The organism is Paenibacillus sp. FSL H7-0737 (assembly GCF_000758545.1).
Lineage (GTDB): Bacteria > Bacillota > Bacilli > Paenibacillales > Paenibacillaceae > Paenibacillus_AQ.
In genome coordinates this window covers 2,744,868-2,761,521 of the sequence record NZ_CP009279.1, presented here as the reverse complement: position 1 = coordinate 2,761,521, position 16,654 = coordinate 2,744,868, and the positions used below count along the sequence as shown (strand labels likewise).

Below are 16,654 nucleotides of genomic sequence, written 5' to 3'. Positions count from 1 at the left end.
ATAAAGGCTCTGATCCCTTTAGGTAGCGCTTTCATGTATAAATCTTCTCAAATATTCAGTAATTGTTGAATACAAAAAACCGTCTTGTTTGTTCAATAATCAGTTCCCTTGAGAGGGTTTCATAAATTCTGTGGGTGTCTGCCCAGTTACTTTTTTGAACACTTGACTAAAATACTGTGCATTCCCACCGAAGCCGAACATTTCAGCGAGCTCAAATACTCTTACATCACCACTATGCATAATGTGTTCTGATGCTTTAGTAATCCGGTAATTAGTAACGTAATTAGAGAATTTCTCCCCCGTGATTTTCTTAAATATTTTCCCGAGATAATCAGGATTCATGTATAACATCTCAGCAGCGACTGAGCTAAGTGACAGTTCCGCATTCTTATAATCATCCGCAATAATTTTGAACATTTTATCTACGATTAAGGATTGGCGACAGCGAAAATGTCGATCATACATCGCTGTCAAACGAGCAGCAGCATCTTTTACATAGGCTTTAAGACCACTTAAAGTCCTGATCTCAGCCAGTTCCACCATACTTGAAGTAAAGGTATTTCTTTCATCAGGGACGGCTAAACGTATCATCGCAGAATACAATTGCAAAACATAAGATCGCGTTACATTAATATCCACACGCTGTTCAGCTAGCAGATTAAATAACCGCTCTAATTCAAACTCTACTGCACTTTGTTCGCCCGCCTTAATCAGCAGACAGATTTGCTCTTCATCTAGTTCAATGTCATTTCTTCCGCTTAGTTCATCACTAGGAATATCACTTCCTGTGATCAAACCTCCCTCTTCCATATAAAAGCAGTGGTTAAGGCATTGCAGAGTCTGACGATACAATCTCCGTGAATGTATCATGAAGTCCGCGTCACTAATCGCAATGGTTACATCCACTTTATAAAATTCGTAGAACATTTTCCGTACATCAGAAATTCGTTCAAGCAGTGTACTATTCAGCGCAGTCTCTCCTTCGACTTCCATTAGTGTCAGAATAAATCCGCCTATCCTTGTACTAAGCAGCGTTTCTTGCAGCATATCCTGTGCAATATTTTGCAAAGCAAATAGTTGCTCATATTCATAAGAACCTTCCAGTCTGAACAAGATCAAACGCACCACTTTGTCATTTAATTCGATACCTAGCAGCTCCTGATAATACTCTAAATCTTGACTCCCGTACGTTTTGTTAGAGATCCATTCCTTCAAAAATTGTTCCTTTACATGCGGTAGAACTTTAGTAAAACGTTGCTTCATATCATTTACAAATTCCGTCCGGCCCTTAAGTTCATCGAGCTCTGCTACCAGTTCAACTAACGCATCATGAATTTGATTCTCATTGCACGGCTTAAGCAGATAATGTTTCACTCCATGCTGCATAGCGATACAGGCGTAGTCAAAATCCTTATAACCCGTCAACATAACGAACTTTACCTCAGGAAACCGATCACTGCATTTCTGCACCAAGCCTAGTCCATCCAATCCGGGCATGGAAATATCAGTAATCACTATTTCTGGGCGAAGCTCCTCTATTTTCTCTAAGGCCTCTATCCCGTTTCGCGCAGTACCCACAAGTTCCGTTCCTGCCTGCGCCCAGTCCACTACCTGAGATATTCCTTCTAGTATCAACCGTTCATCATCAACCAGCAGTAACTTATACATTCTCTTGCACTCCTTTTAAATAAGGTATACGTACGTGTATTGTTGTTCCTTGACCTCGCTCACTTTCAATCACTGTACCCCATTCTGGGCCAAAAACGATTTGAATACGCTCTGCGATGTTCGCTAACCCAATGCCTTCGCCACGTGTCTTAACTCTTCCCTGCTGTAAATCTTTGATGAACTCGGCACTCATCCCCGGCCCATTATCACTAACACGAATATCAAGGCCCTGGTCTTCCTCACTTACGGTTATAGAAATCGTGCAAGGCTCGATATTAGGCTCCAATGCATATCGGATCGCATTCTCGATCAATGGCTGAAGGGTCAGCTTCGGAATTAAAGCGTCATGCAAATGCTCTGGAAAATCCATGCGGAAATCAAGTCTCTCGTCAAATCGTGTCTTCTGGATAATGACATAATTGCGCACAATGGTGAGCTCTTTTTCAATTGTAATCAACGGGTCTTTAAGACCAATCGAACTGCGAAACAAATAGCCGAGCGCTTCTACCATTTCTGAGATTTTAGCTTGCTTGTTCATCTTCGCTAACCAATTGATCGATTCAAGTGTATTGTACAAAAAATGCGGATTGATCTGTGCCTGCAGTGCTTTAAGCTCGGTCTCTCTAATAATGAGCTGCTTCGCATAATTCTCATCGATAAGTTCTCTGATTCTGCGGATCATCATTTTAAAGGTTCTGTTAAGCTGACTTACCTCGTCCTGCGCAGTTTGTGAAACGACACCTAGCGACTGTTCCTCCAGATTATCCAGATCACCCTTCTCGATTTGTTTCATTTTTTTAGTCAGCTTTGAAATCGGGCGTACAATACTTCGGGCTAATCGATAGCCTAAGAGCAATCCAATTAGTAATATGAGCGCGAATATGATGACGACCAATTTTTTTACAAAAGTAATATGTTTGAACATCTCATTGAAGGGGGTCGCATTGATATACATCCATTCCATATAAGATGATTTAGTCTTCGTTATAAAATATGTTCCTTCTTCATACTTAGCCGTACGATAAAGCTCGGAACGTTCCGTTTCCGCTTTAAGCTCATTTGGCAGCAACATCGGAGTTTGGGGATAAACCGCTAGCCCTGAAGTCGCATCTGCAACAATCAACTGATCGCCATCCGAAGTGTTACTAGTGCTATCTGCAATAATACGATCAATCCGAATTCGAATGACTAACGTCCCTAAATCGTCCAGCGTAAAGGTTGATCCGGTGTAAGATTTAATCTGCCGAACAGCCAGGAGTGAATTCTTATTCCCTTGGGGATACCACACAATACTACCGCTAGCTTCCTTAGCCAGAGGCTTTAATTGATCCTGGAGATCCTGTGATACACCTTCCCGATTACCCGCAGTCATAGCGCCGCCATTCGTATCCAATAACATCATGGAATAAACGTATTTCTCTGCTCCTGCAAAGGCAACTAACCTGTTAATGATTTTATTATGTAGGACCTGCCGCTCATATGGTTGAGGATCATCCTGCAACTGGCGAAGACATTCCTGAATTTGCTCATCAGAGACCACTGTAAAAGAAAGTTGTTCCAGCTCTCTCAAAGTACTCTCTATACTGATAGATGACATTCCCAGCACTTCAGATGCCTTTTCATAGATTTGCTTGTCATAAATTCGATAAACATACTGCAGGACGGTTAAAGAGAACAGAAAGGACAGCAGCAGCAAAAATGAAATGATCAATATCATTTTATTAAAAATACCCGAACTCCTGTAAGCGCTAACATTCTTCCAAAACATAAGCATCCTCCAATTCACTCCAAACCCTTATTATGGGAATAATATTTATCGTCACTATATCCTATCATAAATGATATTGAAGCATTCGGGAAAACTTACAACAAAAAGGACTTAAAGTGAAATCCAGAGTCAGAATTCACTTTAAGCCCCTATCCTGAGCCTAAGATACTCCTATACAAAACTAACCAAGCATCATTCGATCATCCGCCAGTTTATGACCACTGATGGTCTCAAATTCTCCCAGCAGGCGTTCTACCGTAAGATCCTTTTTCCTTGTTTCATCAATATCAAGGATAATACGGCCTTTATCCATCATGATAAGACGATTGCCAAGACGTATAGCCTGCTCCATGTTATGGGTAACCATAAGCGTAGTCAGCTTCATCTCACGGACGATAGACTCTGTCAGTTTAGTAATCAGCTCCGCTCGTGAAGGATCAAGTGCCGCTGTATGTTCGTCTAACAGCAAAATTTGCGGCTGGGTAAAGGTTGCCATTAGCAAACTCAGTGCTTGTCTCTCCCCACCAGATAATAATCCTACCTTAGCTCGCAGACGATTCTCCAATCCAATCCCGAGACGACTTAACTCCTCACGAAACATCGTCCGTCTCGCTGCATTTACACCAAACGATAATCCTCTACTCTTCCCTCTTTTAAAAGCCATCGCTAAATTTTCTTCAATCGTCATCCGTGGAGCCGTACCTGCCATCGGGTCCTGAAAAACCCGTCCGATCCAGCGACTGCGCTGATATTCTGCTAAATGGCTAATCGAATTCCCTTCAATACTAGCTGAACCAAGATCCGGCTTCATCACACCAGAAATAATGTTCATTAGCGTTGATTTACCAGCACCATTGCTTCCAATAATGGTAACAAAGTCACCAGGAAGAAGCTCCAAATCAATGCCAAGTAGCGCGATCTTCTCATCCGGTGTCCCAGGATTAAACAGCTTAGATACGTTATCCAGTTTAAGCATCGATGGTGCCTCCTCTCTTGCTGCTAATCGCTTGTTCAGCTAATTCAAGCGAACGTTTACGCGCCATATTCTTCTGCTTCAAGAAACGCTGAATCGATGGGAATACAAGTGCGAAAATAACGATAATCGCCGTAATCAGCTTAAGATCCGAAGGTCTCAACCATGGTACATACAAGGCTAATGCAACTACGATTCGGTAAACAATAGATCCCAGAACAACTGCCAACGTCGCACGGAAAACATTTCCAGCACCGAAAATGGCTTCACCAATGATTACCGAAGCTAAGCCGATAACAATCATCCCTATACCCATTGAGGAATCCGCAAAGGTAGAATACTGAGTGATCAATGCACCTGAAAGTGCCACCATTCCGTTGGATAAACTGACGCCGAGAATTGTCGTGTTATCTGTGTTTACACCCAGACTACGGATCATTCTTGCATTATCTCCGGTAGCCCTTAAAGCAAGCCCAAGATCAGTACGCAAGAATAAATCCATTAGAATTTTCACAAATAAAACAATAAAAGGAAGAACAAGAAGCGGATTGATGGACGAGAACAACGTGGTATCACCCATTAGTGACCAGTTAGGCTTACCGCCAAAAATTCTCAGATTGATGGAATAAAGTGCGATCATCATTAGAATCCCGGATAACAATCCATTAATCTTGCCCTTCGTATGTAGTAGACCGGTACACATTCCTGCCAGCATCCCACCTGCAATAGCAGCAAGCGTGGCTAACCAGGGTGCATAACCATTGGTAATCATAACGGCTGCAATAGCACCGCCAGTAGTAAAGCTTCCATCTACAGTCAAATCAGGAAAATCCAAAATGCGAAAAGTAATATACACCCCTAAAGCCATAAATGCATAGAGCAAACCCATCTCCACAGCCCCGAGCATTGAATCATACATAGAAGTCTTCTCCTTTCAAGCATCAAGGGGCGCCCTCATGGAATCGCCCCTATAGAATGTCTTATTGAATAATATTGTTAGCTTGATCGGCAACTTCTTTTTTCATCGCATCCGTCACTTCTATGCCTTGTGCGGCAGCCGCTTTAAGGTTAAGGATAAGATCGAGCTTTTCTTGCATCGTTACTTTCATATCTGCTGGCTTTTTACCATTCTTCAGAATGTCCACTGCCATTTGTCCAACTTGGTAACCATGGTCGAAATATTTGAAGCCAACGGTTGCAAATGCGCCTTTTTCAACGGTATCCCGGTCGCTGGAGAAGAACGGTATTTTCTTATCATTAGCTGTTTGAATAATCGTATCAACAGCGCTCACTACTGTGTTATCCAAAGTAATGTAGAATGCATCTACACGACCAGCTAGTGATTCAGCAGCTTGCTTCACTTCAGAAGTATTTGTGATGGCTGCCTTCACAAGCTCAATGCCATGTTTATCCAGCTCTTTCTTAGCAATATCCGCCATAATTACAGCATTCGGTTCACCTTCATTGATAACAATGCCCAGCTTCTTCACATTAGGAAATTGAGTAGCAATGAATTGCATTAATCTATTAATAGCTTCAGGATTCGTATCTGATACACCAGAAACATTTCCACCTGGGTGCTCCAGATCAGTTACGATCTTTGCATCGAGTGGATCAGTCACTGCTGCGAACAGTATCGGAGTGTCCTTACTTGATTTACTAAGCGCTTGAACAACCGATTGAGCAGAAGGTGTTGCAATAGCCAATACCAAATCATTAGTGTCAGCTGCAATCTTCTGAGCAATGGTCAAGTTATTCGCAGGGTCAGCTTGAGCATTCTCAAGGTCAACCTTCAGGTTCTCTCCTTCAACAAGCCCGGCATCCTTCAAAGCAGCAAGAATACCTTCGCGTGTAGCATCAAGTGATGGATGTTCTACGTATTGGGAAATTGCGATTTTGTACGTTTTGGAATCAGCGGTTCCAGCATTCGTTGGCGCATTTCCAGTGCTTGTTGCGTTTCCTGAGTTTACAGCGGCATTATTGTTGCCACAGCCAGCAGCTACTAGCATGAAGCATAAGCTTAAACCTGCAAAAATGTTTCTCTTTTTCATTAAAGTACCCCATTTCATTAGATTATTAACGCGTGCATCAAAGTGAGCGACTCAGCATTATCACTTTTATCGATAAAAGCATTAAAGCATAAGCTTACACGTACCTCACAATAATGATAGAAATCTATTAAACCTATATTATATGGAGGTTGTTTATCCGTCAATCACTTATCCTACTTCCATAGATTACAAATTTTATAGCGCATAACTCACCAATATAGGAAGGACTTGGTTATGTCTTACAGTGATTGCCTTGGTCCCCATTACATAAAAAAAAGCCCCCTGCACAAACTTAAACTACAGTTTGAATTTGGAGCGTGTCATATGCCTAATAACCACAAAAAATTACTATCCACTGCTACTGTATTGCTCGCTGCCGTTTTATCAAGTACCGCATGCGGTTACTCTTCACAATCACAAAAACCCAAGGTAAACGCCGTAACTCCCGATGGCATGCAAGCCTCAAGTTATTATGAAAAGTCCGCCATCACCGATGCTCAAGGAAAGTACTGGATTCCACTCAAACCTGCGATTACTTCACTCGGTTATCGTATGAAAGATGATGCTACTCATGGGGGATACACCAAAATTGGCTACAGTGATGTTATGTATATGCTGCGCCCTGGCTCTACTCAAGTCTTCTCCCTAGGTGAGAAAATCACATTACCGCAGGCACCTAGACGACAAGAAGGTCAAATCTATATCACACCTTTAGCCCTATCCAAATTTCTTCAAACGGAGGTGGGTTGGAATCCTCAGTCTGGTGAAATCAACATAGCCACACCGACCGACCATGAAGCTATTATAAAAACACCATCTGCTAAATCATTGAATGAAGCTAAACCATTTCACATTCAAAGTATTTCTGAAGCAGACAAGAAGGAATTAGTTACTTATGCCAAAAAATTCTTAGGTGTGCCTTATGAATTCGGTACCGGGCCTTATGAAGAGACTAAGAAATTTGATTGTTCTTCTTTTACAAGGCATGTATTCAAACAATTCGGTGTAAACTTACCGCGCTTAGCCAAGGATCAAGATAATATAGGTTCTCGCGTACAACGCAGTGCATTAGATGTCGGCGATCTTATATTCTTCACTGTCCCAGGTCGGTTTGAAAGTGACGCTATACCCGGGCATGTCGGTATTTACATTGGGGATGGAAAGTTCATTCATACTTGGGGTGATCCCGGGGTTCAGATCAGTGAGCTGGACTCAGGGTATTGGAGCAACGTAATCCTGCATATGCAGCGCATTCTGTAACCCATATTACTGGCTAAAGGCACCTATTAAGAAAGCCTGAATCCTCCGCTATGGAAGGGTTCAGGCTTCTTTGTTGCAGCATAAAGCGGTATTCTTAATCCCAGTTCTTGCCCTTGCCACTTAAACGTACAAACAGCTTTACAAACTCTACAATCACTATAATCGCCAGTGCTGCAGCAATTACAATTCCCCACTGTAACCCGCTTAAATGCGAGACACCAAACCAGTCATTCAGTCCTGGGATGATAATCACCAGCACCAGCATAAGTGTAGAGATCAGTGATGCCCACAGCATATACCGGTTGCTGAACCAGCCAATCTGGAACAACGATTTCGTATTGGATCTGACGTTAAACGCATGAGAAATTTGCAGCAATCCTAATGTGGCGAATGCCATCGTAACCGCAATCCCCTCATTGTAATGGGTATGTGCCCACTGGTATACAAACAGCGTAAGCGCGGCCTCTAATATACCCTGGTAGATGATCCCGATTCCCACGCCTCCAGCAAAGATACTGCTGCTGGCTTTGCGTGGTTTCTTCGACATCAAATCACCCCCCGCCTTCTCAAGCCCAAGAGCTAGTGCCGGTAGGGTATCGGTAACAAGATTAATCCACAGAATATGAATTGGCTCGAGTATACGCCAGCCGATCATGGTTGCAATGAATAGCGTAAGCACTTCCCCAAGATTGGCTGAGAGTAGGAACTGGATGGCCTTACGGATATTGCTGTAAACCTTCCGTCCTTCTTCAACAGCAACAACTATGGTCGTAAAGTTATCATCAGCTAGCACCATATCTGAGACGCCCTTAGCTACATCCGTTCCTGTGATGCCCATCCCGACGCCGATATCTGATGATTTAAGCGCAGGAGCATCATTCACACCGTCACCCGTCATGGCAACAATCTTCCCTTTTTTCCTCCACGCCTTAACGATCCGAACTTTATGTTCAGGAGATACACGTGCATAAACCGAATAATTAGTGACTTTCTCAGCAAATTCCTCTTCACTGAATTTATCCAGCTCACTGCCGGTCAATACGCCTGTCTCATCTTCGATAATACCTAATCTTTTAGCAATGGCCGCTGCAGTATCTCGATGATCTCCTGTAATCATTACAGGTCTAATCCCCGCTTTACGACAGATTGCTACCGCATCCCGTACTTCCTCTCGTGGAGGATCAATCATACCGACTAAACCGATAAATATAAGTTCTTTCTCCGTAGCTTCCGGGGAGAGGTTAGTCGGTAGCTGCTGTTCATCTCTGAAAGCAAATGCCAGCACCCGCAGTGCATCATTCGCAAGCATTGTATTACTTTCCATGATATGTCGTGAATGTTCATCATTAAAAGGAACGATCTCTCCATCCACATAGATATGGCTGCATTTGGACAAAAGCACATCTGGTGCACCTTTCGTTAACACACGATAACGTCCGTTCTCAACTTCATGAATCGTCGTCATCAGCTTGCGATCGGAGTCAAATGGCAGTTCATTTTTACGTGGGAATTTCTTTTCTAAATCCCTTTTGTCAGTACCTATACTGAGCGCGTAGTCCACTAACGCTGTTTCCGTAGGATCCCCGATAATCGCTTTACCACTCTTAGTTTGCGGGTCCTTAGCTCCATCATTCCCTCCAGGTTCTTCAGAGGAATTCCCTTCGTCAATGCTGGAATCATTACAAAGCGTCATAGCCTGAAGCAATAGTTCACCACCCGGTGTCCCTTCAAGACCTTCAGCAGCTTCTTTCGTAGTTCCATTGACATGCACTTTTTCGACAGTCATCTTGTTTAGAGTCAAAGTACCTGTCTTGTCAGAGCAAATAATTTCGGTGCTTCCGAGCGTTTCTACAGCGGGGAGTTTGCGAATGATCGCTTTACGTTTAGCCATCCGCTGCACTCCGAGTGCCAAGATAATCGTCACAATTGCTGGCAGCCCTTCAGGAATCGCTGCTACTGCAAGTGAGATCGAGGTGAGAAGCATATCCAGCAGCTCTCTACCCTCAAATATACCGACGGCAAAAATGACTACACAGACACCAAGAATAATAAAGGTGAAATATTTTCCTAGTTCATCTAGTTTCTTTTGCAGCGGTGTTACATCATTCTCTTCCTCCGAGATAAACCCAGCAATCCTGCCGACTTCAGTCTGCATTCCTGTAGCTGTGACGACACCAACCGCTCTACCGTAAGTTACATTGCTGCTCATATAAGCCATATTGGTGCGATCCCCGATAACAATGTCGCTTCCCTCAAGCACACCAACCTTCTTTTCTGAAGGTAATGATTCTCCGGTTAACGCGGCTTCCTCTGTTTTCAAAGAAGCAGCTTCTAACAGTCTAATATCCGCCGGAACTACATTTCCAGCTTCCAGCAATACGATATCCCCAGGTACGAGATCTTCACTTTTAATCTCTGAGACCTGACCTCCACGTCGCACTCTGGCATGCGGAGAGGACATACTTTTCAGGGCATCTAGCGCCTGCTCTGCCTTATTTTCCTGAATAACGCCAAGTACCGCATTCAGGATGACTACCAACAAAATAATGACTGTATCTGTCCATTCTCCCAAAACCCCAGACAATACTGCCGCCACTAGCAAAATAAAGATCATTACATTTTTAAATTGTTCAATAAATTTTCCTAGCAGAGATTTAGTTTTTGCTTCTTGAAGTACGTTCTTCCCATACTGCTCCAGAAGTTTAGCGGCTTCACCGGAAGACAAACCATCTTTCCTAGTTTCCAGCCTTTTGAGCACTTCTTCCTCACTTAGTGTATGAAAAGGTACCTGCCCCTGCGATTTTGGATCATTTGAGTTCAAGACAATAGCCTCCTTCCGGGATTGAGATTCTGGTAAAACCTCTCATATGAGTCTTACCCAAAAAAGGCACGGTGATTCTAGAACGTTATGTACAATTTTAGAAATTAAGCTGTTCCGTCTGCTTGACTCGATCAAAGCTCTTGAATCTAGTCCCTTGATAAAGGAGTTCTCCTCGATCCCCTTCTACAATCAGACCAAAATCCTGATCTCTAACCTGCAATTCCAAGCGTCCACCATCCTCAAACTCAAACGTCACATAATAACTAGTATGTGCGCTCGACTCACCCGAACCACCCCATACCTCAGTCCGTTTCGTTACAGCTTTAGAGCTAGCTTTTATCAAGGGACTTGCGTTGTTGGCTATCCAGCTTCTCACTGATTTATAAATTATAAAGACGAAAACACCTAGAATAAACAAAGCAAATAATTTAAAAAATAGGGGCATCTCATGAATGAAACTTCCGAAAAAGCTTCGTTTATCAAAACCGTTAAAATCCTGCCATTCGCTCAAATTCATTCCTCCTGACTGATACAAGATAATAAAAGTCTTCTTTTCTACGAAATACGTCATTTTTCCCGTTCGGTTTCTTGTTTTCATCGTTTTCAAATGAATTTTTTTCACAAAACAATTTGGAATCAAATGATAAGGTATGGTATGCTTTTTATACTACATACAGTTGGGAGGTGTTATTTCGGTGCAATATATAGCGCGCTTGTCACTACTTTGGTTTCTTCGTATAGTCCTAATTCTAGGAATGATGTTTTCTTTTCCACCGGTTTGGTCTGGAGGATTATTCACTACGGAGCAAGAATCAAAGACAACCGAAATTGAACGCTACGAGCGAAAGTTTATAGCTCCCGTAAGGACGGTACCCCAAATAACTCCTCAAATAGGAGCCATCAAAATAACTGAACAGTGGGGAACTAAATCTATTGCGGTAGCCGCGATACTCCCTGTGCTTTCTTTTGTATTCCGTCCTGTGATCTATAAATTCTTGCTTCGACTGCGGCTGTACCTGTTAAAATTCACTTCTCACTTTCTAATATCACGCAATGCGAATTTCATATCTACCTTAAATGATTGTTACTGAAGGTCATTTAGAACTTCCATTGATAAAAATTCGAAGAAAGCGAAATAATTATAAGACACCTAAATGCAGGGTAGACTTTCGTGGATTATAGAGAATCGGATTTATCGGGAATCGGTAAAAATTTGTTAGTGCAAACTTACTTCTAGCATAGGAATCAAAATGGATCTATAAATTATTGGATACAGTATATAAATTAAAGAAGTGACATGCTGCTAAAATTATCCAAAAAGCTGTCGCTTCCTACGAAAATGAATAAAGTTGTTTCCCCTGCTAAAGGAGGAAAAACATTGCAGACTAAGACAACACAACATAAACAATTACGTAAAAATTCAGTATTACGAGTTCTAACCGTTATTGCAGGAGCACTACTTGCCGCAGTAGGATTAGAGTTATTTCTCATACCACATGGGCTTGTAGTTGGTGGAATCACAGGTTTATCGGCATTATTCGCTCATACCACTGAAATGCGGTTGGGATTGTTTCTTTTTCTATTCAATCTACCTTTTATATTCATGTCTCGAAAGCAAGTGAATCTTCGCTTTGCTCTGTATACCGTTCTAGGATTAGCTTGCTTGACCATCGCTTCTCTTGCTCTACACCGTTTTCCTGCAGTGATTAGTGATCCTTTACCTGCTGCTATGGCAGGTGGCATATGTTTAGGACTCGGTATCGGTATATCTGTCCGATTCGGTGGTGTGAACAAACATGCAAGTGATCAAGGATATTCACTTCTGAGTGGTGGACCGCCAAAGTCAACCGAAGTCGTCATCATGATTCTAAACTGTGCTATTTTGCTTATAGCAGGCACACTATTTGGCTGGGAGCAAGCCATGTACTCCATTATTGCTTACTTATTGGCCTTCGAAGGTGTGAGATTCTCACTCCGAGGGTTATCCGATTCACGCGCTGCATGGATTACCAGCAATAGTTGCATGGATATCCAGGAAGCTCTCGAAAACTCATTAAATCGAGAAGTTGGGCTTGCTGAAGGCTCCGGGCAAAATGGAGAGCTGAGCACATTGTTTTGTCTCATCAACAAAATGGAAGAACATCAATTGCGGACCATCGTCCTTAATTGTGATCCTGACAGCCAAATTGTGCTCAAATCAGCTGCCAGTGATCAAAGATTGAGTAATCTGCCATCCTAACTATTAGGGCAGAATGATAAGCATGGTGAGTAGGATGATTACGTCTTCTTTGTTTGAAGGTAACCTTTATGATTCCACGTAATAGAAATAGCGTTTCTCCCGTGTATGGGGGGAGCGCTACTTTTTCGTTATCAACCGGGGTTCTTTCGCTGGTATTACGATATCCTGCAAAGTACATCTTTTGGCTCAGATATCCGCTCCATTAAGCCCAAATCCTGCAAATGTACAGGAATATCCTCATTTATGGCTCGAAAGCTTCTTCTGATGCAAGAATTCCTGCAGATTTGCAGGAATCAATACATTAACCCTCCTCGTATCATCTAAAGATGTACTATTGCAGGATTTTCACCGGAAAATTATTGGTTAGTCTACGTTCGTTAATCAGTGTTCGTCAGTCGGCGTTCATTAATCAACGTTAATGAGCCAGTGTTTGTTTGTCTTCGTTTCCCTAGAATTCATCCTTGATTGACACAAAAAAAAGCTGTCTCAAAAGCAGCATTCACTACTTTTGAGACAGCCTCTACTCCTTTAGCTAGCTGAGAATTAGACCTAAGATCTAGCCTATACTCGCTAGCACACTTTCCTAACGGAACATTCCCCACAAACGGATCAAGTGGAAGGTGTTGTTTGGATCAATTTTCTGAGCGATAATAAATTTCACAATTTGGTCTTCCTGCGTCGAGGTCAATTTCTCGTTCAGTACACCTGACGCATTCCGTACCAGCCTGCGAACAACTGCCGTGTCCTGTAGCTCTTGTTTCGAGACGCCGTTAATCATATTTTTAATACGATCTTTGACAGTCGCGTTTTTCATCTTCAGCTTGATGCGTTCCACGAGCTGAGGGCTAATTCCGAATTGTTGATAACCCAAGTGTAGCACCTCCCGTCATATCCAATCTTTCACAGTATATGAGGCTTAGGAGCTAGATGTGCCTACTTAGTCAATTAATTCCCCTTGGAAAATTTGCTCGCCTTGTAAATAATGCCGAAGAGGTGCATATTCAGGAGATGTCCAGAACTTCTCATCCTTAAGCAGCTCTGCCACATCATCACGCGCCTGCTCCAGCACTTCAAAGTCAGCCGTCATATCCGCCAAGCGAAACTCCGGTAATCCACTCTGCTTGGTTCCAAAAAAATCACCTGGGCCACGCAGCTCCAAATCTCTCCGCGAAATCTCAAATCCATCATCGGTATCCGTCATGGCAGTCATTCGTTCACGCCCGATTTCAGATTTCGGATCAGCCACTAGTACACAATAAGAGGCATGCTGACCTCTACCAACCCGTCCACGAAGCTGGTGCAGCTGTGATAATCCGAACCTGTCTGCATCCATAATAATCATCAACGTGGCATTAGGAACGTCTACACCCACCTCTACAACCGTTGTGGATACTAAGAGTTGCAGTTCATTGTTGTAAAATGCTCGCATCACTTCATCTTTTTCAGCTGGAGACATCTTTCCATGCAAAAGCCCAACTTTATAGTTAGGAAAAGCTTGGCTCATCTGAATATGTAAATCTATAGCATTCTGTACATCCAGTTTCTCCGATTCTTCAATGAGCGGACAGATCAGATACGCCTGACGTCCCAGCTCTATTTCACGCTTAATCAGATTTAGGACACGATCCATGAGATCATGCTTGACCCAATAACTAGTTATTGGCACTCGGCCTTTCGGTCTTTCCGACAGCGTGGATACATCCATATCTCCAAAAACAGAGATCGCAAGAGTACGTGGAATAGGTGTTGCAGTCATCGTAAGTACATCCGGATTATATCCTTTACGCCGCAATACACCTCGCTGGTTTACACCAAACCGATGCTGCTCGTCCGTAACTACAAGACCCAGATCACGGAAAAATACATCCTCCTGAATCAATGCATGCGTTCCTACAACAATATCGAGCATCCCCATTTGTAGTGAAGCTAACAATTCTTTACGTTTCCGTCCAGTTACGCTCCCTGTTAACAGACCAACCGTAATTCCAAACGGCTCAAACATCTTCGTAAGTGAACGCATATGCTGCTCTGCTAAAATCTCAGTGGGCACCATAAGCGCACCCTGAAAACCAGATCGCACGGTGGCAAAAAGCGCGACGGCAGCTAGTACCGTTTTGCCGGAACCCACATCACCTTGAAGCAGTCGATTCATGCAATATGGTGATCGCAGATCATGTAAGATCTCCAGCTCTACTCGTTTCTGAGCATCTGTAAGCTCAAAAGGTAAGCTGCGAACAAACTGGCGCACGGTTGCGTTATCTACGGTATGGACTACACCATCCATCCTACCGCGATTGAGTACCCGGAATGCCTGCATCTTCAACTGGAACAGAAACAACTCCTCATACACCATCCTGCGGCGTCCCTGCTGCCCTTCACGCGTATCCTCTGGCCTATGAATGGTAGCAATCGCCCGTTTACGGGGCATAAAATCATATTGCCGCATAATAGCATGTGGTAGTATCTCGGGAATTAAATCTCCATACTGTTGAAGCGCCTGATTAATACTTTTCCTAATCCACGACTGCGTGATCTTTCCACCGACGGAATAGACAGGCTGTAGTGTCCCTGTCTTCCCTTCCCCACGATCGGGGAATTCAAAATCCGTCACTGTAATTTGATTTCGCTTCTGATCCCATTTACCTGTGAGTACAATTTCTCGTCCCACAGTAAGTTGCTCACGCACGTAATGACGATTAAACCATGTAGCTGTGAACATCCAAGGCTCCGCAACCATTTTACAACTAAGTCGTGACTTACCACCAAAACGTTGCAGTACGGGGATACCGATCACTTTAGCCTCTGTAGTCACTTTATCCCCATGTTTAGTTTCACTCAGCGAGCGTGGTCGATAATCCTCATAACGGAACGGATAATACTCTAATAAATCCTTTACTGTAAAGACGCCAAAGGCGTGAAGCTCGCTTTGCTTTTGAGCACTCACGCCAGTTATGTTTTTTACTTCAATTTGATTTAATGACAGTGTCATATTCATCCCTCATTTTGCAGGCCAAATGAATACAGCTAACGTACCGTTTCCGACATGGCTGCCCACGACAGGGCCGACGTTCGTCAGCACTTTCTCTTCTAGTGTAAAATGTCCTGACAGCTCTTTCAGGAACTCTTCACCGGAAGCCGGTTCAGCCGTATGACCCACGGCCACATTGATTTTGTCTACACCTTGAATATCCTTCTTAAATAATTCAATCATACGGGCAATAGCCTTCTTACGGCCTCTAACTTTCTCCACCGCATATATTATTCCTTCTGCATCAATAGACAGGATCGGCTTAATATTAAGAAGCGTTCCCAGAATGGCCGAGGCCTTTCCGATTCTCCCGCCTTTTTGTAAATATTCAAGTGTATCTACCAAGAAGTAAAGCTTACGAGATTGGCGCAGACTTTCTACAGCTTCAAGAATCGCTTCGGGACTCTTATCTTCAGCAGCCAATCTGGCGGCTTCCACCACCATAAATCCAAAACCGTAAGAAGCGGAGAGAGAATCTACTACAGTGATCCCTTCTCCCTCTTCCTCCAACATCGATTTAGCCAATAGTGCTGATTGGTACGTACCGCTTAGTCCAGAAGAAATATGAAACGAAAGGATAGGACTTCCCGGGTAACGTTCCAAAATATCTCGATACACATTCATGTATTCAACCGGTGAGGGTTGAGAAGTAGTCGGCAACTGTGACGAGCGGGGAAGTCGCTCATAGAACTGCTCCGGCGTCATATCCAGATTGTCCCGGAAAGCCTCTTCGCCGAACATCAAGGTCAAAGGGACGACCTCAATGCCATACGTTTCCGCCATTGCTGGCGGGATATCAGATGTGCTGTCGGTGACGATAATGGTACGATTCATGGATTATCTCCC

General features: G+C 43.2%; 12 protein-coding genes. 2 read left to right on the top strand and 10 right to left on the bottom strand.

The genetic code is table 11. The features are described from left to right. Positions 1-99 precede the first annotated feature (99 nt). From H70737_RS11800 to H70737_RS11780, 5 genes are all read right to left on the bottom strand, one after another. Entirely contained in the window at positions 100-1,668 is a 1,569-nt protein-coding gene (locus tag H70737_RS11800) for a response regulator transcription factor (protein ID WP_042187425.1), read from the bottom strand. Continuing rightward, the gene (locus tag H70737_RS11795) at positions 1,661-3,436 is read right to left on the bottom strand and encodes a sensor histidine kinase (RefSeq protein ID WP_081951098.1); all 1,776 of its coding nucleotides are present in this window, start codon (positions 3,434-3,436) and stop codon (positions 1,661-1,663) included. Before H70737_RS11795 ends, H70737_RS11800 begins: the two co-directional genes overlap by 8 nt. 181 nt (positions 3,437-3,617) lie before the next feature. Then, positions 3,618-4,412, bottom strand: a complete 795-nt coding sequence (locus tag H70737_RS11790; protein ID WP_042187421.1) for an ABC transporter ATP-binding protein — start codon at positions 4,410-4,412, stop codon at positions 3,618-3,620. Next, a complete protein-coding gene (locus tag H70737_RS11785) occupies positions 4,405-5,328 on the bottom strand; it encodes an ABC transporter permease (RefSeq protein WP_042187419.1) in 924 nt (307 codons plus the stop codon). The genes H70737_RS11790 and H70737_RS11785 overlap by 8 nt, the downstream gene beginning before the upstream one ends. A gap of 61 nt (positions 5,329-5,389) precedes the next feature. Continuing rightward, entirely contained in the window at positions 5,390-6,460 is a 1,071-nt protein-coding gene (locus H70737_RS11780; RefSeq protein WP_042187416.1) for an ABC transporter substrate-binding protein, read from the bottom strand. Between the two features lie 324 nt (positions 6,461-6,784). Here H70737_RS11780 and H70737_RS11775 point away from each other — a divergent pair, with 324 nt between their 5' ends. After that, positions 6,785-7,720 (top strand): C40 family peptidase, encoded by a 936-nt coding sequence (locus H70737_RS11775; RefSeq protein WP_042187414.1) that lies wholly within the window; start codon positions 6,785-6,787, stop codon positions 7,718-7,720. A gap of 94 nt (positions 7,721-7,814) precedes the next feature. Here the strand turns inward: H70737_RS11775 and H70737_RS11770 are convergent, their stop codons facing one another. Both H70737_RS11770 and H70737_RS11765 read right to left on the bottom strand, forming a co-directional pair. Then, positions 7,815-10,541: a calcium-translocating P-type ATPase, SERCA-type gene (locus H70737_RS11770; protein ID WP_042187412.1), complete on the bottom strand. Its 2,727-nt coding sequence runs from the start codon at positions 10,539-10,541 to the stop codon at positions 7,815-7,817. Between the two features lie 97 nt (positions 10,542-10,638). Next, positions 10,639-11,052 (bottom strand): DUF2500 domain-containing protein, encoded by a 414-nt coding sequence (locus tag H70737_RS11765; RefSeq protein ID WP_231573434.1) that lies wholly within the window; start codon positions 11,050-11,052, stop codon positions 10,639-10,641. Positions 11,053-11,919: 867 nt separating this feature from the next. Between H70737_RS11765 and H70737_RS11755 the strand changes: the two genes are divergently transcribed. Continuing rightward, the gene (locus H70737_RS11755) at positions 11,920-12,780 is read left to right on the top strand and encodes a YitT family protein (RefSeq protein WP_197071282.1); all 861 of its coding nucleotides are present in this window, start codon (positions 11,920-11,922) and stop codon (positions 12,778-12,780) included. Positions 12,781-13,363: 583 nt separating this feature from the next. On the opposite strand, the gene H70737_RS11750 is transcribed toward H70737_RS11755, so the two are convergent. The 3 genes from H70737_RS11750 to H70737_RS11740 all read right to left on the bottom strand — a co-directional run bounded on the left by H70737_RS11750 (position 13,364) and on the right by H70737_RS11740 (position 16,642). Further along, positions 13,364-13,651, bottom strand: a complete 288-nt coding sequence (locus H70737_RS11750) for a stage VI sporulation protein F (RefSeq protein WP_042187408.1) — start codon at positions 13,649-13,651, stop codon at positions 13,364-13,366. Between the two features lie 66 nt (positions 13,652-13,717). After that, positions 13,718-15,769, bottom strand: coding sequence for an ATP-dependent DNA helicase RecG (recG, locus tag H70737_RS11745; protein ID WP_042187406.1), 2,052 nt, complete (start codon positions 15,767-15,769; stop codon positions 13,718-13,720). Positions 15,770-15,778: 9 nt separating this feature from the next. After that, entirely contained in the window at positions 15,779-16,642 is an 864-nt protein-coding gene (locus H70737_RS11740; RefSeq protein ID WP_042187404.1) for a DegV family protein, read from the bottom strand. Positions 16,643-16,654: the final 12 nt, after the last annotated feature.